The following is a 22,025-nucleotide window of genomic DNA, read 5'->3' as shown; positions in this document are numbered from 1 at the left end:
GTCAAGCCACTTGCTGGAGATTTCGTGATGAAGATCGGAGAACTGGCCAAAGCCACCGACTGCGCGGTGGAAACCATCCGCTACTACGAGCGTGAAAACCTGCTGCCCGAGCCTGCCCGTACAGAAGGCAACTACCGGCTGTATACCCAGGCCCACGTGGAACGGCTGACCTTCATCCGCAACTGCCGCACCCTGGACATGACCCTGGAAGAAATCCGCAGCCTGCTACGTCTGCGCGACAGCCCTGACGACTCGTGCGGCAGCGTCAATGCGCTGATCGACGAACATATCGAGCATGTGCAGGCGCGGATCGATGGCTTGGTGGCGTTGCAGGCGCAGCTGGTGGAGCTGCGGCAGCGCTGCAATGCGCAGGGGAATGAATGCGCGATCTTGCAGCAACTGGAGACGAACGGGGCGGTATCGGTGCCGGACACCGAGCATTCGCATGTGGGGCGAAGCCATGGACATTGAAGTCGCCGGGGCTGCTTTGCAGCCCATCGCGACACAAGGCCGCTCCTACAGGGGGCGCAATCTCCTGTAGGAGCGGCCTTGTGTCGCGAAAGGGGCGCAAAGCGCCCCCGGCAATCTAGAAAATCACACCGCCATCGGCGCTGTCATCGGCGCATGGTGCTCATAGCCTTCCAGCCAGAAATCACTCGGCTCGATCTTCTCCAACCACTCCGGCTCATACTTGCCAGTCTCGGCAAACGCCGGCACGCGGTCGCTGATCACCAGCTTCGGCGCTTCCAGCGGTTCGCGCTTGAGCTGCTCGTTCAGCATGTCCAGGTGGTTTTCATACACATGGGCATCGCCGATGAAGTAGGTGAACCAGCGCGGGGTGTAACCGGTCAGGCGGCCGAACAGCGACAGCAGCGCCGCGCCTTCGGTGAGGTTGAACGGTGTGCCCAGGCCCAGGTCGTTGGAGCGGATGTAAAGGGTCAGGGAAATTTCCTTGGTCTCTACATTCGGGTGGAACTGGTACAGCAGGTGGCACGGCGGCAAGGCCATTTCGTCCAGCTGCGCGCAGTTCCAGCCGTGGAACAGGATGCGGCGGCTGCCCGGGTCGTTGGCGATGGTGTCCAGGCATTGGCGCACCTGGTCGATGGCCTTGTACAGAATGACGAAGGCGACGCCGTCCTCTTCGTCCTGGGCGATACGGCGAAAGCCTGCCTTCTCGGCCATTTCGATAGCGGCCGGGTTGCTAAGCGGGATGCGCTTGTAGCCTGGCCACTGACGCCATTGCACGCCGTAGATCTCGCCCAGGTCGTCATGGCCCTGGCGGAACGGGTTGGCCAGCCACTGGGCGTTTTCGTTGGCGTTCTGGTCCCAGACCTTGCAGCCCAGCTCACGGAATTCACCGGCGTTTTTCACGCCCCGCAGGAAGCCGACCATCTCGCCGATCGCCGACTTGAACGCCAGCTTGCGCGTGGTGATGGCCGGGAAGCCCTTCTGCAGGTCGAAGCGCAGCATGGCGCCCGGCATGCTGATGGTACGGATGCCGGTGCGATTGCCTTGCAACGTACCGTTCTCGATGACTTCACGGACCAGATCTAGATACTGTTTCATGACTTTCCTGTAACAAGAACGGCAGGGGGATCGCCCCTGCCGTGAAAATCATACGGCTGGATTTGCCGTAGGTTTGCGGTTGTAGGCCAACCAGATCAGGAAGATGCCGCCGACGATCATCGGCACGCAGAGCAACTGACCCATGGTCAACCAGCCGAAGGCAATGTAGCCAAGCTGGGCATCAGGCACCCGCACAAACTCCACGATAAAGCGGAAAATGCCGTAGAACAGCGCAAACATGCCGGAAACGGCCATGGTCGGACGCGGTTTGCGCGAGTACAACCAGAGAATCACGAATAATGCCACACCTTCCAAGGCAAACTGGTACAGCTGCGACGGATGACGGGGCAACTGGGCAGGGTCGCTGAACGGCGGGAACACCATCGCCCACGGTACGTCGGTCGCCTTGCCCCACAGCTCGGCGTTGATGAAGTTGCCGATACGCCCGGCACCCAGGCCGATCGGCACCAGCGGGGCAACGAAGTCCATCAGCTCGAAGAACGACTTGTTGTTGCGCTTGCCGAACCACAAGGCCGCCAGCATCACGCCGATGAACCCGCCGTGGAACGACATTCCGCCCTTCCACACTTCGAAGATCAGCGTCGGGTTGGCCAGGTAGGCATGTAGGTCGTAGAACAGCACGTAACCCAGGCGGCCACCGACGATCACCCCCATCGATAGCCAGAACACCAGGTCGGACAGCTTCTCGCGGTTCCAGGTGGGGTCGAAGCGGTGCAGCCGGCGCGAAGCCAGCAGCCAGGCGCCGCCGATGCCGATCAGGTACATCAGCCCGTACCAATGGATTTTCAGCGGCCCGATGGCCAGGGCCACGGGGTCTATCTGCGGGTAAGGCAGCATGGAACTTCCTCTCGATTCAAATCAAAAAGCTGAGGCCGACACAGAACAGCAGCGCTGCGAACAGGCGTTTCAACAAACGGGGCGACAGCTTGTGCGCCAGGCGCGCGCCAAAGCGGGCGAAAAACATGCTGGTCACGGCAATGCCGACCATCGCCGGCAGGTAGACGTAACCCAGGCTGTGGGCCGGCAGGTGCTCCTCGTGCCAACCCAACAGCATGAAGCTCAGGGCACTGGCCACGGCAATCGGCAGGCCACAGGCCGAGGACGTGGCCACCGCCTGCTGCATGGGCAGGCTGCGCCAGGTCAGGAACGGCACGGTCAGCGAACCACCGCCGATGCCGAAAATTGCCGAGGCCCAGCCAATCACCCCACCGGCCCCGATCAAGGCGGGCTTGCCAGGGATGCCGCGGCTTGCCTTGGGTTTGAGGTCCAGAGCCATCTGCGCAGCGATGACCAGAGCGAACACGCCGATGATCTTCTGCAGCAGCGGGCCCTGGATCAGCGAGGCGGTCTTGGCACCCACACCTGCCCCCAGCAGGATGCCGAGGGTCATCCAGGCGAAGATCGGCCATTGCACCGCACCCTTGCGGTGGTGCTCAAGCACGGCGTTGATCGAAGTGAACACGATGGTTGCCAGCGATGTGCCGACCGCCAGGTGGGTCAGCACCGAGGCGTCGAAGCCCTGCAAGGTGAAGCTGAACACCAGCACCGGCACGATGATGATGCCACCGCCCACGCCGAACAGCCCGGCCAGCACACCGGCACAGGCGCCCAACAGCAGATAGAGCACGAATTCCATTCGGCTTCCCCAGGAAAACAATCCGGCATGGTAACGGAAGCCGGGCTCGGGGCTCTAGTGAACTCTGTGTCAGGATGGATCCGCCACGCTGCTGTGGGTACAGTGACAAAAAACACAGAGGCCCAACCGATGTGCCTGATCGTATTTGCCTGGCGGCCGGGGCACACCCTGCCGCTGATCGTCGCGGCCAACCGCGACGAGTTCTATGCCCGCCCCACTCAACCCTTGGCGGCCTGGGAGGATGCGCCCGGGGTGCATGCCGGGCGCGACCTGGAAGCCGGTGGCACATGGCTGGGCGTGGGGCCGCAGGGGCGGTTTGCGGCGCTGACCAATATCCGCGACCCGGGCCAGGCACTGGGGCCGCGCTCGCGGGGTGAACTGGTGGCGGCGTACCTGCAGGGTGAGCTTGGGGTCGAGGCTTACCTGGACCAGGTAGCCAGCCGCAGCGGGCAGTATTCGGGCTTCAACCTGCTGGTGGGTGATGTGCGACAGCTGGGTTACCTGCACGCCCGTGACGCCACGCCGTGCCTGCTGGACGCCGGGGTGTACGGGTTATCCAACGCCGGGCTGGATACGCCGTGGCCGAAGCTGGTGAAGGCACGGAGCGGGCTGGAGGGGCTGCTGGAAACGCCAGAACCGCGCCCGTTGCTGGATTTGCTGGCCGATAACGAGCCGGCAGCTGATGGTGACCTGCCCGAGACAGGCGTGGGGGTGGCGACCGAGAAACTGCTGTCGAGCGTATTCATCGCCAGCCAGAACTACGGGACCCGGGCGAGTACGGTGCTGATCGTGGATGATCAGGGGCGAAGGCGGCTGATCGAGCGCAGTTTCGGGCCCTTTGGTGGGCACCTGGGGAAATTGAGCTAGTGGTTTGAGGGCCATGGGGCTGCTGCGCAGCCCATCGCGGCACAAGGCCGCTGATACAGGGGTACGCGATCTCCTGTAGGAGCGGCCTTGCGCCGCGAAAGGGCCGCAAGCGGCTCCAAAAAATCAGAGGGTTTTGTTGGCCCCTGGCCCGATCATCCGCGCCAACCCGAGGTTTTTAAGGGCCAGCTGCAACGAGCTGTGGATAACCTGCGGGTTGTCATGGCTCAGGGCCTCGGCCAGCAGTTCCTTGGCCTTGCTCATGTTCACCTGACGCAGCATCCACTTCACCTTCGGCAGGTTGGTGGCGTTCATCGATAAGCTGTCGAAGCCCATGGCCATCAGCAGGATCGCCGCTGCCGGGTCACCGGCCATCTCACCGCAGATGCTCACCGGTTTGCCTTCGCCATGGGCGTCGCGCACTACAGTGCTCAGCGCTTGCAGCACCGCCGGGTGCAGGTAGTCGTACAGGTCGGCAACCCGCGGGTTGTTGCGGTCCACCGCCAGCAGGTACTGGGTCAGGTCGTTGGAGCCGACCGACAGGAAGTCCACCTGCCGCGCCAGTTCCTTGGTCTGGTACACCGCCGCAGGGATTTCCACCATCACGCCCACCGGCGGCATCGGCACGTCGGTGCCTTCGTCACGCACCTCGCCCCAGGCGCGGTGGATCAGGTGCAGCGCTTCTTCCAGCTCGTGGATGCCGGAAATCATCGGCAGCAGGATGCGCAGGTTGTCCAGGCCCTCGCTGGCCTTGAGCATGGCGCGGGTCTGCACCAGGAAAATTTCCGGGTGGTCCAGGGTGACACGGATGCCACGCCAGCCCAGGAAGGGGTTTTCTTCCTTGATCGGGAAGTACGAAAGCGCCTTGTCACCGCCGATGTCGAGGGTGCGCATGGTTACCGGCAGCGGGTGGAAGGCCGCCAGCTGCTCACGGTAGATGGCCAGCTGCTCTTTCTCGCTGGGGAAGCGCTGGTTGATCATGAACGGCACTTCGGTGCGGTACAGGCCTACCCCTTCAGCACCGCGCTGCTGGGCACGGGCCACGTCGGCCAGCAAGCCGGTGTTGACCCACAGCGGCATGCGGTGGCCGTCGGGGGTGACGCATGGCAGTTCGCGCAGGGCATCCAGGCCCTGGGCCAGCTGGCGCTCTTCCTCGACCACTTCGCTGTACTGCTTGCGCAGCACTTCGCTGGGGTTGGTGAACACCTCGCCCTTGTACCCGTCGACAATCAGTTCGATACCGTCGACCTTGGAGTACGGCAGGTCGACCAGGCCCATCACCGTGGGGATGCCCATGGCGCGAGCGAGGATGGCGACGTGGGAGTTGCCCGAACCCAGTACCGAGACCAGGCCCACCAGCTTGCCTTCCGGCACTTCGCCGAGCATGGCCGGTGTCAGCTCTTCACTGACCAGGATGGTGTTGTCGGCATACACCAGCGACTGCGAGCGGGCTTCCTGCAGGTAGGCCAGCAGGCGCCGGCCAAGGTCCTTGACGTCGGAGGCGCGCTCGCGCAGGTAGTCATCGTCCATCAGCTCGAAGCGGCTGACGTGCTCGCCAACCACCTGGCGCAGGGCGCCCTGCGCCCACTGGCCGGTCTTGATGACTTCGGTTACCTCGCCGCCCAAGGCTGCGTCTTCGAGCATCATCAGGTACACATCGAACAACGCGCGCTCTTCAGGGCGCAGCTGGGTGGCCAGCTTGGCCGACAGCTTGCGCATGTCAGCGCGCACGCCTTCAAGGGCGTTCTGGAACAGCTTGAGTTCAGCGTCGATGTCATCGACGGCCTTGTCCGGCACCACTTCCAGGTCGGCCGGCGGCAGCATCACCACCGCGCGGCCCACGGCAGCGCCAGGCGAGCCAGGTACACCGACGAAACGGGCTTCCTGGATACCCTTGCCCTGGCGGCCCAGGCCACGGATCGAGCCAGTGGCTTCGGCGTGGGCAATTACCCCGGCAAGCTGGGCGCTCATGGTGACCAGGAAGGCCTCTTCGCCCTCGTCGAACTGGCGGCGCTCCTTTTGCTGAATGACCAACACCCCGACCACGCGGCGGTGGTGAATGATCGGTGCACCCAGGAAGGAGGCGAATTTTTCTTCACCGGTTTCGGCAAAGTAGCGGTAACGCGGGTGGTCGGCGGCGTTTTCCAGGTTCAGCGGCTCTTCCCGGGTACCGACCAGGCCAACCAGGCCTTCGTTGGGGGCCATGCTGACCTTGCCGATGGAGCGCTTGTTCAGGCCTTCGGAAGCCATCAGCACGAAGCGGTTGGTTTCCGGGTCGAGCAGGTAGACCGAGCAGACCTGGCTGCCCATGGCCTCCTTGACGCGCAAGACAATGATCCCCAACGCCGACTTGAGATCTTTGGCGGAGTTTACTTCCTGGACGATCTTGCGCAGCGTATTGAGCATGGCTCGGGGTCGAACTCCGTCGTCAGTCGCGCGTCAGCAGACGCGGTGCTAGCTCTTTCAGGGCGCGTCGGTACACCTCGCGCTTGAATGTCACAACCTGGCCCAGCGGATACCAATAGCTCACCCAGCGCCAGCCGTCGAATTCCGGCTTGCCGGTCAGGTCCATCCGCACCCGCTGTTCATTGCTGACCAGCCGTAGCAGGAACCACTTCTGCTTCTGGCCGATGCACAGCGGCTGGCTGTGGGTACGTACCAGTCGCTGGGGTAAACGATAACGCAACCAACCGCGGGTGCAGGCAAGAATTTCCACATCATCGCGTTCAAGGCCAACTTCTTCGTTCAGCTCGCGGTACAGGGCATCTTCCGGCGTCTCGTCAGGGTTGATACCCCCCTGGGGAAACTGCCAGGCATCCTGGTTGATCCGGCGAGCCCATAGCACCTGCCCGGCATCATTCGTGAGAATGATCCCGACATTGGGGCGAAAACCATCCGGGTCGATCACGGCAGCAACCTCGCAAACGCATGTCACCGCATTGTTCCACAAAGCTTGCGAGCGCAGCAACGCGCCCGCCAAGCTTATGTGCAGCAGCGTGAAAACTCCGTATTCTGCGGGCCTACCCTGTAGCTGATGCGAGTGACCGCAATGCGCCTGGCTTTATTCGACCTGGACAATACCCTCCTCGGTGGCGACAGCGACCATGCCTGGGGTGATTACCTTTGCGAGCGCGGCATTCTCGACCCGGTCGCCTACAAGCAACGCAACGATGGCTTCTACCAGGACTACCTCAACGGCACCCTGGACCTGCAGGCCTACCTGGCCTTTTCCATGGAGATCCTGGCGGCAACGCCTGTGGCCCAGCTCGACGAATGGCACCGCGACTTCATGCGCGACTGCATCGAGCCGATCATCCTGCCCAAGGCCCTGGCCTTGCTGCAGCAACACCGCGAGGCGGGCGACCAGTTGGTGATCATCACCGCCACCAACCGTTTCGTGACCGCACCGATTGCCCGGCGCCTTGGGGTACGGGTATTGCTCGCAACCGAATGCGAGATGCGCGACGGCCGCTATACCGGGCGCAGTACCGATATACCGTGTTTCCGTGAAGGCAAGGTGACACGGCTGGAACGCTGGATGCTGGAGAACGGCTTCGACCTGGAAGACAGCTACTTCTATAGCGACTCGATGAACGACCTGCCGCTGCTGCAACGGGTGACGCATGCGGTGGCGGTGGACCCGGACCCGAACCTGCGGGCCGAGGCCGAGAAGCGCGGGTGGCCGGTGGTTTCACTCAGGGATTGAGATTGCCGGGGCCGCTTTGCGGCCCTATCGCGACACAAGGCCGCTCCTACAGGAATATGCGTTCCCCTGTAGGAGCGGCCTTGTGTCGCGATGGAGGGCAAAGCCCTCCCCTGGCCTCAAACCGGCTTGGCGCCCATCAGCCCGGCAATGGACAGGAAGCAGACCCCGCTGAACACCGCCAACGCCAGGGTAAACCGCAGCCCCACCGCTTCAGCCTTGCGCAGCCGGTTCAGCCGCACCAGCAGCCACCACACGGCAAAGGCGCCGAAGGTATAGATGACGCTGGACGCCAGCACCCAGGTCTGCCCCAGCGGCCAGCCCACCAGGTGCACCAGCCACCAGCCGGTAAACGGCATGCTCACCAGGCACAGGCCCATCACCAGCCAGATGAACACCAGCGGCCGGCGCAACAGCTTGGCGTAGGCCTCGGCATCGCCTTTGCGGCGAGCGCGCACCGTCCACACCGCCAGGCCCAGGGCGCCCAGTAGCAGCAGGGCGGTGGCGATGATGTGCAGGGTCTTGAGGGTGGTCAGGTGTTCCATGTCTTCACATCCTTGAGCGATAAGCCAAGCTTAGCCGCTCAGCCCAGGAACAGCTTGTACGCCGGGTTCTCGGTCTCGTCCCAGTAGGGGTAGCCGATCTTGGCCAGCGCGGCCGGCACCAGGTGGCGCTCGTCCTCCGGCACCTGCAAGCCCGCCACCACGCGCCCGTCAGCCGCGCCATGGTTGCGGTAGTGGAACATCGAGATGTTCCAGCGCCCGCCCAGCTTATTGAGGAAGTTGAACAACGCCCCAGGCCGCTCGGGGAATTCGAAGCGCAACACCATTTCATCGCTGGCACCGGCCGAATGGCCGCCAACCATGTGACGAATGTGCAGCTTGGCCAGCTCGTTGTCGGTCAGATCGGTAACCGGGAAGCCCTGCTCGGTCAGATGCTGCACCAGCGCCGCACGTGGGTCGTTTTCCGGGTGGGTCTGCACGCCAACGAAGATGTGCGCCTCGTCGGAGGTGTGCTTGCGGTAGTTGAATTCGGTGATCTGCCGCTTGCCGATAGCCTCGCAGAAGGCCTTGAAGCTGCCTGGGCGCTCCGGGATGGTCACGGCGATGATCGCTTCGCGCTTCTCACCCAGCTCGGCACGCTCGGCCACGTGGCGCAGGCGGTCGAAGTTGACGTTGGCGCCGGAGTCGATCGCCACCAGGGTTTGCCCGGTCACGCCGTACAGCTCGACGAACTTCTTGATGCCGGCTACGCCCAAGGCGCCGGCAGGCTCGGTGATCGAGCGGGTATCGTCGTAGATATCCTTGATAGCTGCACAGATTTCGTCGGTGCTGACCGTCACCACTTCATCCACATGATGGCGGCAGATATCGAAGGTGTGCTGGCCGATCTGCGCCACCGCGACGCCGTCGGCGAACAACCCGACCTGTGGCAGCACCACGCGCTCACCGGCCGCCATGGCCGCTTGCAGGCAATTGGAGTCGTCCGGCTCGACACCGATCACCTTGATTTCCGGGCGCAGGTACTTCACATAGGCGGCAATACCGGCGATCAGGCCGCCACCGCCCACGGGTACGAAGATCGCGTCCAGCTGGCCAGGGTGCTGGCGCAGGATTTCCATGGCCACGGTGCCCTGCCCGGCGATGGTGTGCGGGTCGTCATAAGGGTGGACGTAGACAAAGCCCTTCTCGTCGACCAGCTTCAGCGAATAAGCCAGCGCCTCTGGGAACGAGTCACCATGCAGCACGACCTTGCCACCGCGCGAGCGCACGCCTTCGATCTTGATCTCCGGGGTGGTCTTGGGCATCACGATAGTGGCCTTGATGCCCATCTCGCGCGCAGCCAGGGCCAGGCCCTGGGCGTGGTTGCCGGCCGAGGCGGTAACCACGCCACGGGCCAGCTCTTGCGGGGTCAGCTGGGCCAGTTTGTTGTACGCCCCTCGAATCTTGAACGAGAACACCGGCTGCAGGTCTTCACGCTTGAGCAAGATCTGGTTGCCCAGGCGCTTGCTCAGCTGCCCGGCGCTCTGCAACGGGGTTTCGACGGCAACGTCATAGACGCGCGAGGTGAGGATCTTCTTGACGTACTGTTCGAGCATCGGGAAAGCATCACTGGGCCGCGGGACGAGGGCTGCGAGTCTACCCCAGCGCTACGTCGGGCGACCACAGCAAAGCCGCCCAAGCCGTTATACTAGGCAACTTTGAAAACCGCCCTGCCCCTTTTCGGAGCCCGCATGACCCAGGACCAACTCAAACAGGCCGTCGCCCAGGCCGCTGTCGACTTCATTCTGCCCAAGCTGGATGAAAAGAGCGTCGTCGGCGTCGGTACCGGTTCGACTGCCAACTTCTTCATCGACGCCCTGGCTCAGCACAAGACTGCCTTCGACGGCGCAGTCGCCAGCTCTGAAGCCACCGCCCAGCGTCTGAAGGGCCATGGCATCCCGGTCTACGAGCTGAACAGTGTCAGCGAGCTGGAGTTCTACGTGGACGGCGCCGACGAGAGCGACGCACACCTTAACCTGATCAAGGGCGGCGGTGCGGCCCTGACCCGCGAGAAGATCGTCGCCGCTGTGGCCAAGACCTTCATCTGCATCGCCGACGGCAGCAAGCTGGTGCCGGTACTGGGCGCTTTCCCGCTGCCGGTCGAAGTGATCCCGATGGCGCGCAGCCATGTGGCACGTCAGCTGGTCAAGCTGGGCGGCGACCCGGTGTACCGCGAAGGCGTGGTCACCGACAACGGCAATGTGATCCTCGACGTGCATAACCTGCAGATCACCAACCCGGTGGAGCTGGAGGCGCAGATCAACGCCATCGTTGGCGTGGTGACCAACGGCCTGTTCGCGGCGCGGCCGGCGGACTTGCTGCTGCTGGGTACCGCTGAAGGTGTGAAGAGCCTGAAGGCCGAGTAATCTTCGGCGAGGGCTTTGCCCTCGATTCGCAGCACAAGGCTGCTCCTACAGGAGGTCGCGATTTCCTGTAGGAGCAGCCTTGTGCTGCGAATGGGCTGCTAAGCAGCCCCACCTGCTCACTCCGCCGGCTGCTTGAATACATAGAACAGGTTCGGCTCACTGACCAGGTAGATGGTCCCCGCCTCGTCCATCGCAATCCCCTCCGCCTGCGGCACCGTTGCCTGCAACCCCTGGAAGCCCTTGCGCAACGACAAGGTACTCAGCGGCCGACCTTCAACATCCAGCTCCAGCACCAGGCGCGACTCGTCCGACAGCGCCAGCAAATGCCCACTGCGCTCATCGAACTGCAAACTCGACAGATCCCGCACAAACAGCCGTGAATCACGCTTGCGGTCCTGCACCACATGCACGGCGTAGGGCTTTTCCGGGTTGTCATGCGGGAAGCCATGCACCTCGTAGATCAGCATCGGGTCGCGTTCCTTCGCCACGAACAGGCGCTTGCCCGCCGAATCGTAGGCCAGGCCCTCGAAGCCCTTGTTGCCGTTCAGGCCAATGCCCAGGCTGAGCTGTTCAGCGTCACCGGCATCGAGGAACATCGTGTCGTCTTCCAGCCGGACACGAATCAGCCGTTGTTGACGCTCGTCGGTGATCACGTAGCTGTTGGGCCCAACGTATTCCACGGCCTCCGGGTCGCCGAAGCCAGTCAGCGGTATGCGGCGCAGAATACGGCCGTCCAGCGACAGTTCGATCAGCTCCGAGCGGGCGTTGGTGACGGTGAACAGGGTTTTGCGGTCGGGGTCGTAGGTCAGCGCGGAGATATCGTCATCCAGCCCCTCGACCGGCTGCGCCTCCACCACCACACGGTAGCGGTCCAGGCCGATGCTCTGCCCGGCGGGCTGCCACCAGGTCTTGAGGTTGAACCAGCCACGCTCGAACAGGCGAAACTCCTGCCCGGCCCAGCCGAGCAGGAGCAGACCGATAACAGCCAGGGCAAGAAGCAGGCGAACAAGACGACGCATGGGGCAGACTCGACATGGGGGTGGCGAATCTAACCATTAACGGCTGAAGCAAAGCTTAATGCCAGCATCAGACAATTCTGATGATGTTGTCAGTTCTTCTTGAAGCGATAAAACAGCGCCGGCTCGCTGACCATGTACAGGTTGCCCTTGTCGTCCATGGCTACCCCTTCGGCGCGCGGAATGGTCTCTTGAAGCCCGTTGAAGCCGCCCAGCAAGGTCATGAAGCTGACTTGCTGGCCCTGCTCGTCCAGCTCAAGCAGCATGTTGGAGTCGGCCGAGAGCACCAGCAAGTGGCCGGTACGCGGGTCGACACCGAGTGCAGACAGGTTGCGCAGGTCGAGTTCTTCGCTAGGCAACGGCTGCTTCTCCCCCTTGAGCGGGCTGCGGCCATCGCTGTTCCAGGTGTACAGCTTGGGCGGGCGCTCCTCGCCGATGATCAGGCGCTGACGCAACGGGTCCCAGGCGATGGCCTCGAAGCCCTTGTTGCTTTTGACCGACGGGCCCAGGTCGTGGCTCTGGAAGTCGTCGTGGTTCAGCACCGTGGTCTTCTCGTCTACCTTGACCACGGTCAGGTCGTGCAGGCGCTCGTCGGTGATGGCAATGTTGCCGTCTTCCAGCACCGCGACGCCCTCCGGGTTGTTCCAGCCGTTGAGCGGGATCTTGCGCAGTACATCGCCCTCCAGGCTCAGCTCGACCAGGATCGGGTTCTTGCCCATGACCACGAACAGGGTGCGGGTATGCGGGTTGAAGGCCACATCCGAGGCTTCGTCATCGTCCATGCCCGGTAACGGTTTGGCATCGATGTCGACCTGATAGTCCGGCAACCACACGCTTTCGCTGCGCTCGGCGGTGCTTTCGAAACCTTCCTTCAGCCACAGCGCGCCGCGGTCATCCCAGTGCATGGCCACCGCGACGCCATAGCCGATCACCGCTGCCACGGCCAGGCCGAAGGGCCAGCGCAGGTAGAAGCGACGCTTGGGAGTTGCCGGGGCGCTGGAGGGTGATGGCATGCGGGTGTCCTGGGGAATGGGCGTAGGTCCGCGCATTATCCGGATAGGGTGTGAAAAATCAGTAAACAGGACCGACCTCTTCGCGGGTAAACCCGCTCCCACAGGTTCAGCACAGTATTCAAGGCCTGTGCAATCCCTGTGGGAGCGGGTTTACCCGCGAAGCAGGCGACGCGGTTTCGAGTTAAAGCACCCGGCTTTCGAAGCGACTCACGCCCGGCAGCTCCAGCACCAGCTCGTCACCAACATTGAATGGCCCCACGCCCGCAGGAGTGCCGGTGAGGATCACATCCCCCGCCTGCAGCGAGAAATGCGCCGCCATGTACTGGATCATCGGCACGATCGGGTTCAGCATCATCGCGCTGTTGCCGTCCTGGCGCACTTCGCCGTTGACGGTCAGGCGCACTGGGATGTCGGTCACGTCTTCGAAGCTGGCAGCGGAGACGAACGGCGGCAGCACGCAAGCGCCGTCAAAACACTTGGCCAGTTCCCACGGCAGGCCCTTCTCTTTCAGCTTGGCCTGCACGTCGCGCAGGGTCAGGTCCAGCGCCGGGGCATAACCGGAAATGGCGTCCAGCACCTCTTCCTCGCTCGGATGAGTCGACAGCGGCTTGCCCAGCAGCACGGCAATTTCGGCCTCGTAGTGCACCGAACCCCGCTCGGCCGGGATCTTGAAGCCGCCCTCGGCCGGCACCACGCAGCTGCCCGGCTTGATGAACAGCAGCGGCTCGGTGGGGATCGGGTTGTCCAGTTCCTTGGCATGCTCGGCATAGTTACGGCCAATACACACCACCTTGCCCAGCGGGAAGTGAATGCGCGTGCCGTCTACGTACTGGTGCTGGTAACTCATGGCCGACTCCTCTGGATACTGCTTTTTATTCAGGTGAAAAGATCTTACCCGGATTCATGATGCCGTTAGGGTCGAAGACGGCCTTTATTGCCTTCATGCAGGCGATTTCTTCCGGCGAGCGGCTGTAGCCTAAATAGTCGCGCTTGGTCATGCCCACACCGTGCTCGGCCGAGATCGAGCCGTTGTAGTGCTTGACGATATCGAACACCCACTTGTTGACCTTGGTGCACGAGGCAAAGAAGTCGTCCTTGCTCATGTGTTCGGGCTTGAGGATGTTCAAGTGCAGGTTGCCATCACCGATGTGGCCGTACCACACGACTTCGTAATCCGGGTAGTGCTGCGCGACGATGGCATCGATATCACGCAGGAACGCGGGCACTTTCGACACGGTGACGGAAATGTCGTTCTTGTAGGGCGTCCAGTGCGAGATGGTTTCCGACAGGTACTCGCGCAGCTTCCACAGGTTTTTAAGCTGGGTGTCGCTCTGGCTCATCACCCCGTCCAGCACCCAGCCCTGCTCGACGCAATGCTCGAAGGTGGCCAACGCTTCGTTGGCGACTTCTTCAGTGCTGGCCTCGAACTCCAGCAGTGCATAGAACGGGCAGTCGGTCGCGAACGGGGCGGGTACATCGCCGCGCGCGAGAATCTTGGCCAGGCCCTTGTCGGAGAAGAACTCGAAGGCTGTAAGGTCAAGCTTGCCCTGGAAAGCGTGCAGCACCGGCATGATCGAGTCGAAGTCCGGGGTGCCCAGCACCATGGCGGTGAGGTTGCGCGGGGCACGGTCCAGGCGCATGGTGGCCTCGACCACGAAGCCCAGCGTGCCTTCGGCGCCGATGAACAGTTGACGCAAGTCGTAGCCGGTGGCGTTTTTTATCAGGTCTTTGTTCAGCTCCAGCAACTCGCCCTTGCCGGTGACCACCTTCAGCCCGGCCACCCAGTTGCGGGTCATGCCGTAGCGAATCACCTTGATGCCGCCCGCGTTGGTGCCGATGTTGCCGCCAATCTGGCTGGAGCCGCTGGAAGCGAAGTCCACCGGGTAATACAGGCCCTGCTCTTCAGCGTAGGTTTGCAGCTGCCGGGTGATTACCCCCGGCTGGCAGACCACGGTACGGTCGAAGGCATTGAAGCCGAGAATCTGGTTCATGTAATCGAAGGAAACGACAACCTCGCCACTGGCCGCCACGGCGCCGGCAGAAAGCCCGGTGCGCCCGCCCGATGGCACCAGGGCCACCTTGTGCGCATTGGCCCAGCGCACAATGGCCTGCACCTGTTCTACTGTCTTGGGGAAGACGATGGCGCTGGGCGCCGGGGGGTAATGCTTGGTCCAATCCTTGCCATACGCTTCGAGCGAAGCCGGGTCGGTCAGGACCTTGCCAGGGTCGACAAGGGTCATCAGTTCTTCAATAACAGCGGGGTGGGTCATCGCTGGAACTCTCGACTTATTCATAGTCACCCTGAGCACTCTTCACCTGTCGGGATAAGCTCAGATTGTGTCGCGTATGCTAGCATAGCCCTCCCGCTGTTCATGCTAAGGCTGCCCTCGCGCCTGGCATCACCCCTCGCCATTTTTTCTCCGGGATACAGGTTTACGCAGATGAGCAAGACTTCTCTCGACAAGAGCAAGATCCGGTTCCTTCTTCTTGAAGGTGTGCACCAGAACGCGGTCGATACCCTCAAGGCCGCCGGCTACACCAACATCGAATACCTCACTGGTTCGTTGCCGGAAGCCGAGCTGAAGGAAAAGATCGCCGATGCCCACTTCATCGGCATCCGTTCGCGCACCCAGCTCACCGAAGAGATCTTCGACTGCGCCAAGAAACTGGTAGCCGTTGGCTGCTTCTGCATCGGCACCAACCAGGTCGACCTGGAAGCTGCCCGCGAGCGCGGTATCGCCGTGTTCAACGCGCCATACTCCAACACCCGTTCGGTAGCCGAGCTGGTGCTGGCCGAGGCCATCCTGCTGCTGCGCGGCATCCCTGAGAAGAACGCCTCCTGCCACCGTGGCGGGTGGATCAAGAGCGCGGCCAACTCGTTCGAAATCCGCGGTAAGAAACTGGGCATCGTCGGCTACGGCTCGATCGGCACCCAGCTGTCGGTACTGGCCGAAAACCTGGGCATGCAGGTGTACTTCTACGACCCGCTGACCAAGCTGCCACTGGGCAACGCGGTGCAGGTCACCAGCCTGAACGAGCTGCTGGGCCTGGCCGACATCGTCTCGCTGCACGTGCCTGAGCTGCCATCCACCCAGTGGATGATCGGCGAGAAGGAAATCCGCGCGATGAAGAAGGGCGCGATCCTGATCAACGCCGCCCGTGGCACCGTGGTCGAGCTGGACCACCTGGCCGCCGCCATCAAGGACAAGCACCTGATCGGCGCCGCCATCGACGTGTTCCCGGTCGAGCCACGCTCCAACGACGAAGAGTTCGAGAGCCCGCTGCGCGGCCTGGACAACGTGATCCTGACCCCGCACATCGGCGGTTCCACTGCCGAAGCCCAGGCCAACATCGGCCTGGAAGTGGCCGAGAAGCTGGTCAAGTACAGCGACAACGGTACCTCGGTGTCCTCGGTCAACTTCCCGGAAGTGGCCCTGCCGGCCCACCCAGGCAAGCACCGCCTGCTGCACATCCACGAAAACATCCCGGGCGTGCTCAGCGAGATCAACAAAGTCTTCGCCGAGAACGGCATCAACATCTCCGGTCAGTTCCTGCAGACCAACGAGAAAGTCGGTTACGTGGTGATCGACGTCGACGCCGAGTACTCGGACCTGGCGCAAGAGAAGCTGCAGCAGGTCAAGGGCACCATCCGTTCCCGCGTCCTGTTCTAAGTTTGCTTGCAGCATGAAAAAAAGGGAGGCCATTGTGGCCTCCCTTTTTTTATTTCACTTCAACAGTGATCTTCTTCGACTCGACGCTTGGCTTGAACGGCACGTGATACTGGTCACCCAGGATCAGTTGCAGGGTGTGCTTGCCTGGCGTCAGGGTGATGCTGGTTTCGGTCTGCGCCTTGCCGAAGTGCAGCACTTGCGGGCCCGCTGGCAGTGCGGTGCCAGCCTCTGGCATCAGGCTGGTCGGCAGCGGCATGTCGGCCACGGGGTCTTTATCCACATCCACCAGCAGGTGGTGGTGGCCGCTGTGCGGGGTCTGGTCACCCGCAGGCTTGAGTGCAATACCCTCGATGCCGAACTTGACGGTGAAGGTCTTGTCGACCGTGGCACCGTCGACGGGGGAAACGATGAAGACCTTGGCATCCTTGGGCGGCTCCTTGCTCTTCAGGTCGTCCGCAGCAACGGCGAAAACCGACGCTCCCATCAGCAGACCGGCAACGGCAGCGCGCGAAAATAGGCTGTTCATTCACTTCTCCTGTGATTCACTTATTGACCGCCGCCCTTCATCCGGCGGCGACGGTAGTTCACCTTAGTTGAAATAATCGCCAAGGTGTTCACATTGCCTGACAGAAATATTTCAGTCAGGGTTAAACAATGCCGAGGCTTCAAGGTCATAGGCTGCGCTCGATCACGGCGAGGAAGAAAGCCGTGGCGAAAGTTTTTCATCTGTTAAAAGAAAAGGGGCAATCATGCGTTCGACCATAGGGGTACTGCTGGCAGTACTGATCAGTCCATTGGCCCAGGCGGAGCTGATCGACGAAATCGCCGACCGGGGCGAACTGCGCATTGCCGTACAGGCGGACAACTCGCCGTACGCGTTCAAACAAGACGACCACCTGACGGGTTTCGACATCGAGTTTGGCCAGGACCTTGCCAGGGAACTGGACTTGCGCGCCGAGTTCGTAGAAGCCCCGGCTGCCGACGTATTGAGCGGTGTCGAGAGTGGCAAGTACGACGTCGCACTCACGCCATCGAGTGATGCGCCCAAGGGCGACGGCCCGCTCGATGTGAGCCTGCCGTTTGGTGAGAAGAAGCTGGTGATCCCGTTCCAGAAGGACAACCCGGCGTTTGAAAGTGCGGTGAACAATGCGCTGCAACGCTTGAAAGACAGTGGCCGCACGGCCGAGCTTGAGCAGAAGTGGTTCAAGGGTGTGCAGGAGACTGCAGCCGGGCAATAAGATTTTTATTGCCTGTATCGGCCTCTTCGCAGCACAAGGCTGCTCCTACAAGGGTACGCGATCCCTGTAGGAGCAGCCTTGTGCTGCGAAGAGGCCGATACAGGTTTACCCCAAAGCCCGCTGCGCCTGTTCCAGCTCCAGCTCGCTGAACACCTGCACCCCGGCCCGCCGCAACAGCGCCGTGGTCACCCCTTCCCCCGCCACCTTCACCCCACTGAACGTGCCGTCATAGGTCAACCGGTTGCCACACGAGGGGCTGCCAGACTTCAGCACCGCCACACGGATGCCATGCCGACGCACCAGCTCCAGCGCCAGCTGCGCCCCGACCAGAAATTCGGCACTGACATCTTCGCCCGTTACCGTCAGCACCTGTGCAGTGCCATCAAGCACCTCGCCGCCCTGCCCGCCCGGGATCTCCGCTGGCGGGCGCGGGGTGGGCAAGCCTCCGGCCACCTCTGGGCACAACGGCACCACGCGCCCTTCGGCCTGCCATTGCTGCAACAGGTCCGGGTGCCCGCTGGCCCGGCCGTCATAGCGCACCGGCTGCCCCAGCAGGCAGGCGCTGACCAGCACCTTGGGCAAATCAGAACGGGTCATTGCCACGTCGCCTGAACCAACCCGTCAATGACAACCGTTCACGGCCGGCCGGCAGCACTTCGTGGGGCACTTCACCCGACAGAAACACCACCAGGCAACCCGCCACAGGCTCGACGTCGAGCGCCACGTCGTCTGCCAGGAACATGCGCAACTGGCCACCGTCCTGCGGCTGCCAGCCTTCATTCAGGTACAGCACGGCCGACACCATGCGCCGGTCATCGTCGCGAAAGCGGTCCAGGTGCCGGCGATAAAACGCCCCCGGTGGATACAGGGCAAAATGGCATTCGAAGTCTTCCAGGCCCAGGAACAGGCCCTGGTTGATGGCCAGGCGCAGCTGGTCCATGGCCGACAGGTACTGGTCGCAGGCGTCGTCCTGCCCCGGATCGATCCACTGGATCTGGTCGCCGCGAATGGCTTCGCGCACCTCCTGGGTAACACCGCGCCCAACCCCCGCAGGGTTGAGCTCGCCTTCGGCATCACGCCGCCGGCATTCGGCCGCCAGCGCGCGCACCAGTTCGCCAGGCAGAAAGAGTGCCTGCCGGGACCAGCCATGGGTGGCCAGATCGTCGACGACGGCCGCAAGCATCGGGTGTTCAGGGGAGATGTGCATGGCGCGCATCATATCCATTAGCCATGCCGGCGCACAGCGCCACTTGGCCGAGAAACACGCGGATAACTCGACAAACCGGCGCCGGGCCAAGGACAATAGCCACCTGCCGACAGGAGTCCTGAATGCGCCGTCTGTTTTCCCTGATTCTGCTGATGATCTGCACCATGCCTGTCTGGGCAGACAACCTGGATCAACTGTACAAGGCCGCCGGCTGGCCCGACCAGCGCGCCCACTTCAACGATGCCCTGAGCGCCGCCCAGGAACGCTACCGCAACAGTTTGCCACCCGCCGTCTACCAGGCGCTGGTCAACAACAGCAACCAGCGCTTCCAGGCCCAGGCGGTGGACCGCCGTGCCCAGGCAAAGCTGCGCGCCGCCCTGGCCAACCCGGCCCCGGCCCTGGCGTTCTTCCAGTCACCGCTGGGGCGCAAGGTGGTAGCCGCCGAACTCAAGGCCACCCGCAAGGACGAGCTGGCCAAGAACGCCAAGGGGCTGCCGAAGATCCAGGCCAGCGACGACCGCCTGCTGGTCATCGGCCACCTGGCCCAGGCCCTGCCGGCGCGTGAGGCTGGCGCCGAAGTGAGCCTGGCTATCGCCGGCGTGGCAGCCGATAGCCTCAGTTCGATGATCCCCGGCCTGTTCGGCGGCGGCCAGGCCCAGGGCCTGCTCGACGGCCAGCGCCAGCGGCTGATGGGGCAAATTGGCGAAGACCTCAACAACACGCTGCTGTACGTCTACCGCGACCTGTCCGATGCCGAGCTGGAACAGTTCGCCACCTTTGCCGAGTCGGCCGACGGCAAAGCCTACTACCAGGCGGCCCTGGCCGCTGTGCGTGCCGGCCTGGCAGTTGGCCAGAGCGCCAACGACCTGAAGTGATCAGCCCAGGCGCTGGTCGATGAAGTCGAAGTAGCGCTGGCGGATGCCCGGTAGCTCGTTAGCCAGATGGTGACGCGCTTCGGGCAGCATCAGGATCTGCGGCTCGGCAAACTTGGCCTTGAGCACTTCGAGGTTGTAGGGCCAGTCCACCGTGCCATCGGCCTCCCCCTGCACGATCAACGGCCGCCGCGCGCTACGCGGCGCGGCCTCGATGCGTTTGACCCAGGCGATCAATGCGCCCACCCAGGCGGTTGGCAAGCGACGCGGTTGCAGCGGGTCGGCCTCCAGGAACGGCAGGAATGCCGGGTCGTTGGTGTTTTCGCTGAAGCGCCGCTCGATGCCGTTGACGAAATGCCGCAGCACCCGGTAGCTGAACTTCGACCAACGCCAGGAACACGGCCGCACCAGCGGTGCCAACAGGATGACCTGACCGTTGACCGGGCTGCGCGCGCCCTGATGCAGCAAATGGTCCACGGCAATGGCGCCGCCCGTGCTCTGCCCGCACAGGTGCCAGGGGCACGGCAGTTGCAGCAAGCGTGCCTGTTCGAACAGGGCCTCCAGCACCTGCTGGTACACCGCAAAATCGCTGATGCTGGCCCGCTCCCCGCTGGACAGGCCGTGGCCGGGCAGGTCGCAGCTGATCACGGCGAAACCCTGCTTGAGTGCCCACTCGATCACATGCCGGTAGAGGCCCATGTGGTCGTAGTAGCCGTGCAGCAGGAACAGTGTCGCGGTTGGCTGGTCAGGCAACCAGGCCTGCCCGACCAGGTCGAAGCCCGCCGCCTGGAAACCGCCGAGCCAGCTATGTGCCGGCAGGTTCAGGCCATAGAAGCGCTGATAATCCTGCGCTTGCGCCGACAGCAGCTGGCGAGCGGTGAATGGCGCCAGGCTGGCGCGCAGGCGGTCGGGGTGAAAGGCAGCGGGCATCGGGTACATCCACAGCGAAGCAAGTATTGATCTGGGATATTCAGCTCTGGCTCGCGCCATGGCAAGCTTGCTCACCATCGAACATCAACCATCGATCCCCTGTAGGAGCGGCCTTGTGTCGCGATGGGGTGCGAAGCGCCCCCGGGATTTCTGCACCACGCTGATATTGCCGGGGCCGCTGTGCGGCCCTATCGCGACACAAGGCCGCTCCTACAGGGGGTCGCGGAACCTTCATGAAGACTCGGATCATCAAACCACTGTGCATGGCTCTCGCCCTCATGGTCGGCGCCGTCATCCTCTGGCAGGCCTATACCACCTTCCAGGCCCGCTACCTGCGCCCGTTCGACAACCAGACCACGCTGTTCGACGGCAGCCAGCTGCAACTGCCTGCCGGACTGGCCGGCCCCGGCCCGGTTCGTGTAGTGCATTTCTGGGACCCGGCGTGCCCGTGCAATGTCGGCAACCAGCAACACCTGGGCGACCTGATCAGCCAGTTCGCAGGCCACGGCGTTACCTTCCACGTGCTGCAAAAGCCCGGCAGCCATGGCCAACTGCCCGCCAACCTCACCGCCCTCAAGCCCATCGCCAACCTGCCGGGCAGCGAGCACCTGCCCGCCTCCCCGGCCGTGGCCATCTGGGACCGACAAGGCCGCCTGGCCTACTTTGGCCCATACAGCGAAGGCGCTGTGTGCAACGCCAGCAACAGCTTCATCGAGCCGATTCTCAAGGCCCTGCTCGACGGCCGCCAGGTCAGCGCTTCCAATACCCTGGCAGTGGGCTGCTACTGCCCTTGGGCGGGCTGACGCACCCGCGCCGGGTTACCCACCACCGTCGCACCCGCCGGCACATCCCGGGTCACCACACTGCCGGCGCCCACCACGGCGTTGTCGCCAATGGTCACCCCCGGCAGGATGATCGCCGCACCGCCAATCCACACGTTGTTGCCGATGGTCACCGGCCGCCCGCTCTCCAGCCCGCTGCGTCGCACCTCGGGGTCGAGCGGATGGTCGGCGGTGTAGATCTGAACGTTCGGGCCGATCTGGCAATCGTCGCCGATACGCACCTGTACCACGTCAAGGATCACGCAGTTGAAGTTCATGAAGGTATTGCGACCGACGCTGATGTTGTAGCCGTAGTCGCAATAGAACGGCGGGCGGATCACCGCGCCTGCGCCAACTTCATTGAAGTGTTCGGCCAACAGCCCGTGACGGGCATCGTTGAGCAGTTCGACGCTGCTGTTGTAACGGTGCATCCAGTGCTTGTTGGCGATCTGCTCGGCCTGTAGCTGCGGGCAGCCAGCGTGGTAGAGCTGGCCGGCCAGCATTTTCTGTTTTTCGCTGAGGGACATGGAAACTCCTTCCTGGGGCTATGCTCTGTTCG

The 22,025-nt window shown here is 63.0% G+C and carries 24 protein-coding genes; 8 read left to right on the top strand and 16 right to left on the bottom strand.

Going from position 1 to position 22,025, the window contains the following annotated elements:
* Nucleotides 1–27 precede the first annotated feature (27 nt).
* Nucleotides 28–471 (top strand): cadmium resistance transcriptional regulator CadR, encoded by a 444-nt coding sequence (gene cadR, locus ABI582_RS05340; protein ID WP_338745540.1) that lies wholly within the window; start codon nt 28–30, stop codon nt 469–471.
* Between the two features lie 123 nt (nt 472–594).
* Here cadR and ABI582_RS05335 read toward each other — a convergent pair whose 3' ends face one another.
* The 3 genes from ABI582_RS05335 to ABI582_RS05325 are packed head-to-tail and all read right to left on the bottom strand — an operon-like array spanning nt 595 to nt 3,223.
* A complete protein-coding gene (locus tag ABI582_RS05335; RefSeq protein WP_132844900.1) occupies nt 595–1,566 on the bottom strand; it encodes a thymidylate synthase in 972 nt (323 codons plus the stop codon).
* Between the two features lie 48 nt (nt 1,567–1,614).
* Entirely contained in the window at nt 1,615–2,424 is an 810-nt protein-coding gene (lgt, locus tag ABI582_RS05330) for a prolipoprotein diacylglyceryl transferase (RefSeq protein ID WP_442118562.1), read from the bottom strand.
* A gap of 16 nt (nt 2,425–2,440) precedes the next feature.
* On the bottom strand, nt 2,441–3,223 hold the full coding sequence (locus tag ABI582_RS05325; protein WP_016502104.1) for a sulfite exporter TauE/SafE family protein: 783 nt from the start codon (nt 3,221–3,223) through the stop codon (nt 2,441–2,443).
* 129 nt (nt 3,224–3,352) lie between these two features.
* On the opposite strand from ABI582_RS05325, the gene ABI582_RS05320 reads away from it, so the two are divergent.
* Nucleotides 3,353–4,090 (top strand): NRDE family protein, encoded by a 738-nt coding sequence (locus ABI582_RS05320; protein ID WP_442118561.1) that lies wholly within the window; start codon nt 3,353–3,355, stop codon nt 4,088–4,090.
* Between the two features lie 123 nt (nt 4,091–4,213).
* Here ABI582_RS05320 and ptsP read toward each other — a convergent pair whose 3' ends face one another.
* A complete protein-coding gene (ptsP, locus tag ABI582_RS05315) occupies nt 4,214–6,493 on the bottom strand; it encodes a phosphoenolpyruvate--protein phosphotransferase (protein WP_442118560.1) in 2,280 nt (759 codons plus the stop codon).
* 22 nt (nt 6,494–6,515) lie between these two features.
* Nucleotides 6,516–6,995 (bottom strand): RNA pyrophosphohydrolase, encoded by a 480-nt coding sequence (locus ABI582_RS05310; protein ID WP_003249017.1) that lies wholly within the window; start codon nt 6,993–6,995, stop codon nt 6,516–6,518.
* A gap of 141 nt (nt 6,996–7,136) precedes the next feature.
* Between ABI582_RS05310 and ABI582_RS05305 the strand changes: the two genes are divergently transcribed.
* Complete coding sequence (locus tag ABI582_RS05305; RefSeq protein WP_016489686.1) at nt 7,137–7,793, top strand: HAD family hydrolase; 657 nt, start codon at nt 7,137–7,139, stop codon at nt 7,791–7,793.
* A gap of 116 nt (nt 7,794–7,909) precedes the next feature.
* Here ABI582_RS05305 and ABI582_RS05300 read toward each other — a convergent pair whose 3' ends face one another.
* Entirely contained in the window at nt 7,910–8,335 is a 426-nt protein-coding gene (locus ABI582_RS05300; protein ID WP_442118559.1) for a DUF2269 domain-containing protein, read from the bottom strand.
* Nucleotides 8,336–8,373: 38 nt separating this feature from the next.
* The gene (gene ilvA / locus ABI582_RS05295) at nt 8,374–9,888 is read right to left on the bottom strand and encodes a threonine ammonia-lyase, biosynthetic (protein WP_442118558.1); all 1,515 of its coding nucleotides are present in this window, start codon (nt 9,886–9,888) and stop codon (nt 8,374–8,376) included.
* Nucleotides 9,889–10,023: 135 nt separating this feature from the next.
* On the opposite strand from ilvA, the gene rpiA reads away from it, so the two are divergent.
* Complete coding sequence (rpiA, locus tag ABI582_RS05290) at nt 10,024–10,698, top strand: ribose-5-phosphate isomerase RpiA (protein ID WP_016502110.1); 675 nt, start codon at nt 10,024–10,026, stop codon at nt 10,696–10,698.
* Nucleotides 10,699–10,814: 116 nt separating this feature from the next.
* On the opposite strand, the gene ABI582_RS05285 is transcribed toward rpiA, so the two are convergent.
* The 4 genes from ABI582_RS05285 to ABI582_RS05270 all read right to left on the bottom strand — a co-directional run bounded on the left by ABI582_RS05285 (nt 10,815) and on the right by ABI582_RS05270 (nt 14,997).
* The gene (locus ABI582_RS05285; RefSeq protein WP_442118557.1) at nt 10,815–11,717 is read right to left on the bottom strand and encodes an SdiA-regulated domain-containing protein; all 903 of its coding nucleotides are present in this window, start codon (nt 11,715–11,717) and stop codon (nt 10,815–10,817) included.
* An 89-nt stretch (nt 11,718–11,806) separates the two neighbouring features.
* The gene (locus tag ABI582_RS05280) at nt 11,807–12,727 is read right to left on the bottom strand and encodes an SdiA-regulated domain-containing protein (protein ID WP_442118556.1); all 921 of its coding nucleotides are present in this window, start codon (nt 12,725–12,727) and stop codon (nt 11,807–11,809) included.
* A 181-nt stretch (nt 12,728–12,908) separates the two neighbouring features.
* A complete protein-coding gene (locus ABI582_RS05275; protein WP_132844873.1) occupies nt 12,909–13,574 on the bottom strand; it encodes a fumarylacetoacetate hydrolase family protein in 666 nt (221 codons plus the stop codon).
* A 25-nt stretch (nt 13,575–13,599) separates the two neighbouring features.
* Entirely contained in the window at nt 13,600–14,997 is a 1,398-nt protein-coding gene (locus tag ABI582_RS05270) for an FAD-binding oxidoreductase (RefSeq protein WP_442118555.1), read from the bottom strand.
* 171 nt (nt 14,998–15,168) lie between these two features.
* Between ABI582_RS05270 and serA the strand changes: the two genes are divergently transcribed.
* Nucleotides 15,169–16,398: a phosphoglycerate dehydrogenase gene (serA, locus tag ABI582_RS05265; RefSeq protein ID WP_016489694.1), complete on the top strand. Its 1,230-nt coding sequence runs from the start codon at nt 15,169–15,171 to the stop codon at nt 16,396–16,398.
* Between the two features lie 49 nt (nt 16,399–16,447).
* On the opposite strand, the gene ABI582_RS05260 is transcribed toward serA, so the two are convergent.
* A complete protein-coding gene (locus ABI582_RS05260) occupies nt 16,448–16,924 on the bottom strand; it encodes a DUF4399 domain-containing protein (RefSeq protein ID WP_442118554.1) in 477 nt (158 codons plus the stop codon).
* Nucleotides 16,925–17,147: 223 nt separating this feature from the next.
* On the opposite strand from ABI582_RS05260, the gene ABI582_RS05255 reads away from it, so the two are divergent.
* On the top strand, nt 17,148–17,636 hold the full coding sequence (locus ABI582_RS05255; RefSeq protein ID WP_442118553.1) for a transporter substrate-binding domain-containing protein: 489 nt from the start codon (nt 17,148–17,150) through the stop codon (nt 17,634–17,636).
* A 105-nt stretch (nt 17,637–17,741) separates the two neighbouring features.
* On the opposite strand, the gene ABI582_RS05250 is transcribed toward ABI582_RS05255, so the two are convergent.
* Entirely contained in the window at nt 17,742–18,233 is a 492-nt protein-coding gene (locus ABI582_RS05250) for a DUF523 domain-containing protein (protein WP_442118552.1), read from the bottom strand.
* Nucleotides 18,220–18,855, bottom strand: a complete 636-nt coding sequence (locus ABI582_RS05245) for a 2OG-Fe(II) oxygenase (RefSeq protein WP_258657795.1) — start codon at nt 18,853–18,855, stop codon at nt 18,220–18,222. Before ABI582_RS05245 ends, ABI582_RS05250 begins: the two co-directional genes overlap by 14 nt.
* Nucleotides 18,856–18,965: 110 nt before the next feature.
* Here ABI582_RS05245 and ABI582_RS05240 point away from each other — a divergent pair, with 110 nt between their 5' ends.
* On the top strand, nt 18,966–19,718 hold the full coding sequence (locus tag ABI582_RS05240) for a DUF2059 domain-containing protein (RefSeq protein WP_442118551.1): 753 nt from the start codon (nt 18,966–18,968) through the stop codon (nt 19,716–19,718).
* Here ABI582_RS05240 and ABI582_RS05235 read toward each other — a convergent pair whose 3' ends face one another.
* On the bottom strand, nt 19,719–20,645 hold the full coding sequence (locus tag ABI582_RS05235) for an alpha/beta hydrolase (RefSeq protein ID WP_442118550.1): 927 nt from the start codon (nt 20,643–20,645) through the stop codon (nt 19,719–19,721).
* Between the two features lie 263 nt (nt 20,646–20,908).
* Between ABI582_RS05235 and ABI582_RS05230 the strand changes: the two genes are divergently transcribed.
* Nucleotides 20,909–21,448 carry a DUF6436 domain-containing protein gene (locus ABI582_RS05230; RefSeq protein ID WP_442118618.1) on the top strand — a complete coding sequence of 180 codons (540 nt, stop codon included), beginning with the start codon at nt 20,909–20,911 and terminating at the stop codon, nt 21,446–21,448.
* On the opposite strand, the gene ABI582_RS05225 is transcribed toward ABI582_RS05230, so the two are convergent.
* Nucleotides 21,427–21,993: a sugar O-acetyltransferase gene (locus tag ABI582_RS05225; protein ID WP_442118549.1), complete on the bottom strand. Its 567-nt coding sequence runs from the start codon at nt 21,991–21,993 to the stop codon at nt 21,427–21,429. The genes ABI582_RS05230 and ABI582_RS05225 overlap by 22 nt on opposite strands.
* Nucleotides 21,994–22,025 lie beyond the last annotated feature (32 nt).

Origin of the sequence: Pseudomonas sp. SAS7 (assembly GCF_052112345.1) — a bacterium.
Classification (GTDB): domain Bacteria; phylum Pseudomonadota; class Gammaproteobacteria; order Pseudomonadales; family Pseudomonadaceae; genus Aquipseudomonas; species Aquipseudomonas putida_Q.
Note: the sequence above shows the minus strand (reverse complement) of the source record. Positions and strands in the feature narration are given on the sequence as shown.

Excerpts from the sequence above, each read along its gene's own strand:
- ABI582_RS05225 (WP_442118549.1), bottom strand. The coding sequence starts at position 21,993 with ATGTCCCTCAGCGAAAAACAGAAAATGCTGGCCGGCCAGCTCTACCAC.
- ABI582_RS05230 (WP_442118618.1), top strand. The coding sequence starts at position 20,909 with ATGGCTCTCGCCCTCATGGTCGGCGCCGTCATCCTCTGGCAGGCCTAT.
- ilvA (WP_442118558.1), bottom strand. The coding sequence starts at position 9,888 with ATGCTCGAACAGTACGTCAAGAAGATCCTCACCTCGCGCGTCTATGAC.
- ABI582_RS05270 (WP_442118555.1), bottom strand. The coding sequence starts at position 14,997 with ATGACCCACCCCGCTGTTATTGAAGAACTGATGACCCTTGTCGACCCT.
- ABI582_RS05260 (WP_442118554.1), bottom strand. The coding sequence starts at position 16,924 with ATGAACAGCCTATTTTCGCGCGCTGCCGTTGCCGGTCTGCTGATGGGA.
- ABI582_RS05250 (WP_442118552.1), bottom strand. The coding sequence starts at position 18,233 with ATGACCCGTTCTGATTTGCCCAAGGTGCTGGTCAGCGCCTGCCTGCTG.
- rpiA (WP_016502110.1), top strand. The coding sequence starts at position 10,024 with ATGACCCAGGACCAACTCAAACAGGCCGTCGCCCAGGCCGCTGTCGAC.
- lgt (WP_442118562.1), bottom strand. The coding sequence starts at position 2,424 with ATGCTGCCTTACCCGCAGATAGACCCCGTGGCCCTGGCCATCGGGCCG.
- ABI582_RS05320 (WP_442118561.1), top strand. The coding sequence starts at position 3,353 with ATGTGCCTGATCGTATTTGCCTGGCGGCCGGGGCACACCCTGCCGCTG.
- ABI582_RS05235 (WP_442118550.1), bottom strand. The coding sequence starts at position 20,645 with ATGCCCGCTGCCTTTCACCCCGACCGCCTGCGCGCCAGCCTGGCGCCA.
- ABI582_RS05285 (WP_442118557.1), bottom strand. The coding sequence starts at position 11,717 with ATGCGTCGTCTTGTTCGCCTGCTTCTTGCCCTGGCTGTTATCGGTCTG.
- ABI582_RS05300 (WP_442118559.1), bottom strand. The coding sequence starts at position 8,335 with ATGGAACACCTGACCACCCTCAAGACCCTGCACATCATCGCCACCGCC.
- ABI582_RS05255 (WP_442118553.1), top strand. The coding sequence starts at position 17,148 with ATGCGTTCGACCATAGGGGTACTGCTGGCAGTACTGATCAGTCCATTG.
- ABI582_RS05305 (WP_016489686.1), top strand. The coding sequence starts at position 7,137 with ATGCGCCTGGCTTTATTCGACCTGGACAATACCCTCCTCGGTGGCGAC.
- ABI582_RS05280 (WP_442118556.1), bottom strand. The coding sequence starts at position 12,727 with ATGCCATCACCCTCCAGCGCCCCGGCAACTCCCAAGCGTCGCTTCTAC.
- ptsP (WP_442118560.1), bottom strand. The coding sequence starts at position 6,493 with ATGCTCAATACGCTGCGCAAGATCGTCCAGGAAGTAAACTCCGCCAAA.
- serA (WP_016489694.1), top strand. The coding sequence starts at position 15,169 with ATGAGCAAGACTTCTCTCGACAAGAGCAAGATCCGGTTCCTTCTTCTT.
- ABI582_RS05245 (WP_258657795.1), bottom strand. The coding sequence starts at position 18,855 with ATGATGCGCGCCATGCACATCTCCCCTGAACACCCGATGCTTGCGGCC.
- cadR (WP_338745540.1), top strand. The coding sequence starts at position 28 with ATGAAGATCGGAGAACTGGCCAAAGCCACCGACTGCGCGGTGGAAACC.
- ABI582_RS05240 (WP_442118551.1), top strand. The coding sequence starts at position 18,966 with ATGCGCCGTCTGTTTTCCCTGATTCTGCTGATGATCTGCACCATGCCT.
- ABI582_RS05275 (WP_132844873.1), bottom strand. The coding sequence starts at position 13,574 with ATGAGTTACCAGCACCAGTACGTAGACGGCACGCGCATTCACTTCCCG.
- ABI582_RS05325 (WP_016502104.1), bottom strand. The coding sequence starts at position 3,223 with ATGGAATTCGTGCTCTATCTGCTGTTGGGCGCCTGTGCCGGTGTGCTG.
- ABI582_RS05335 (WP_132844900.1), bottom strand. The coding sequence starts at position 1,566 with ATGAAACAGTATCTAGATCTGGTCCGTGAAGTCATCGAGAACGGTACG.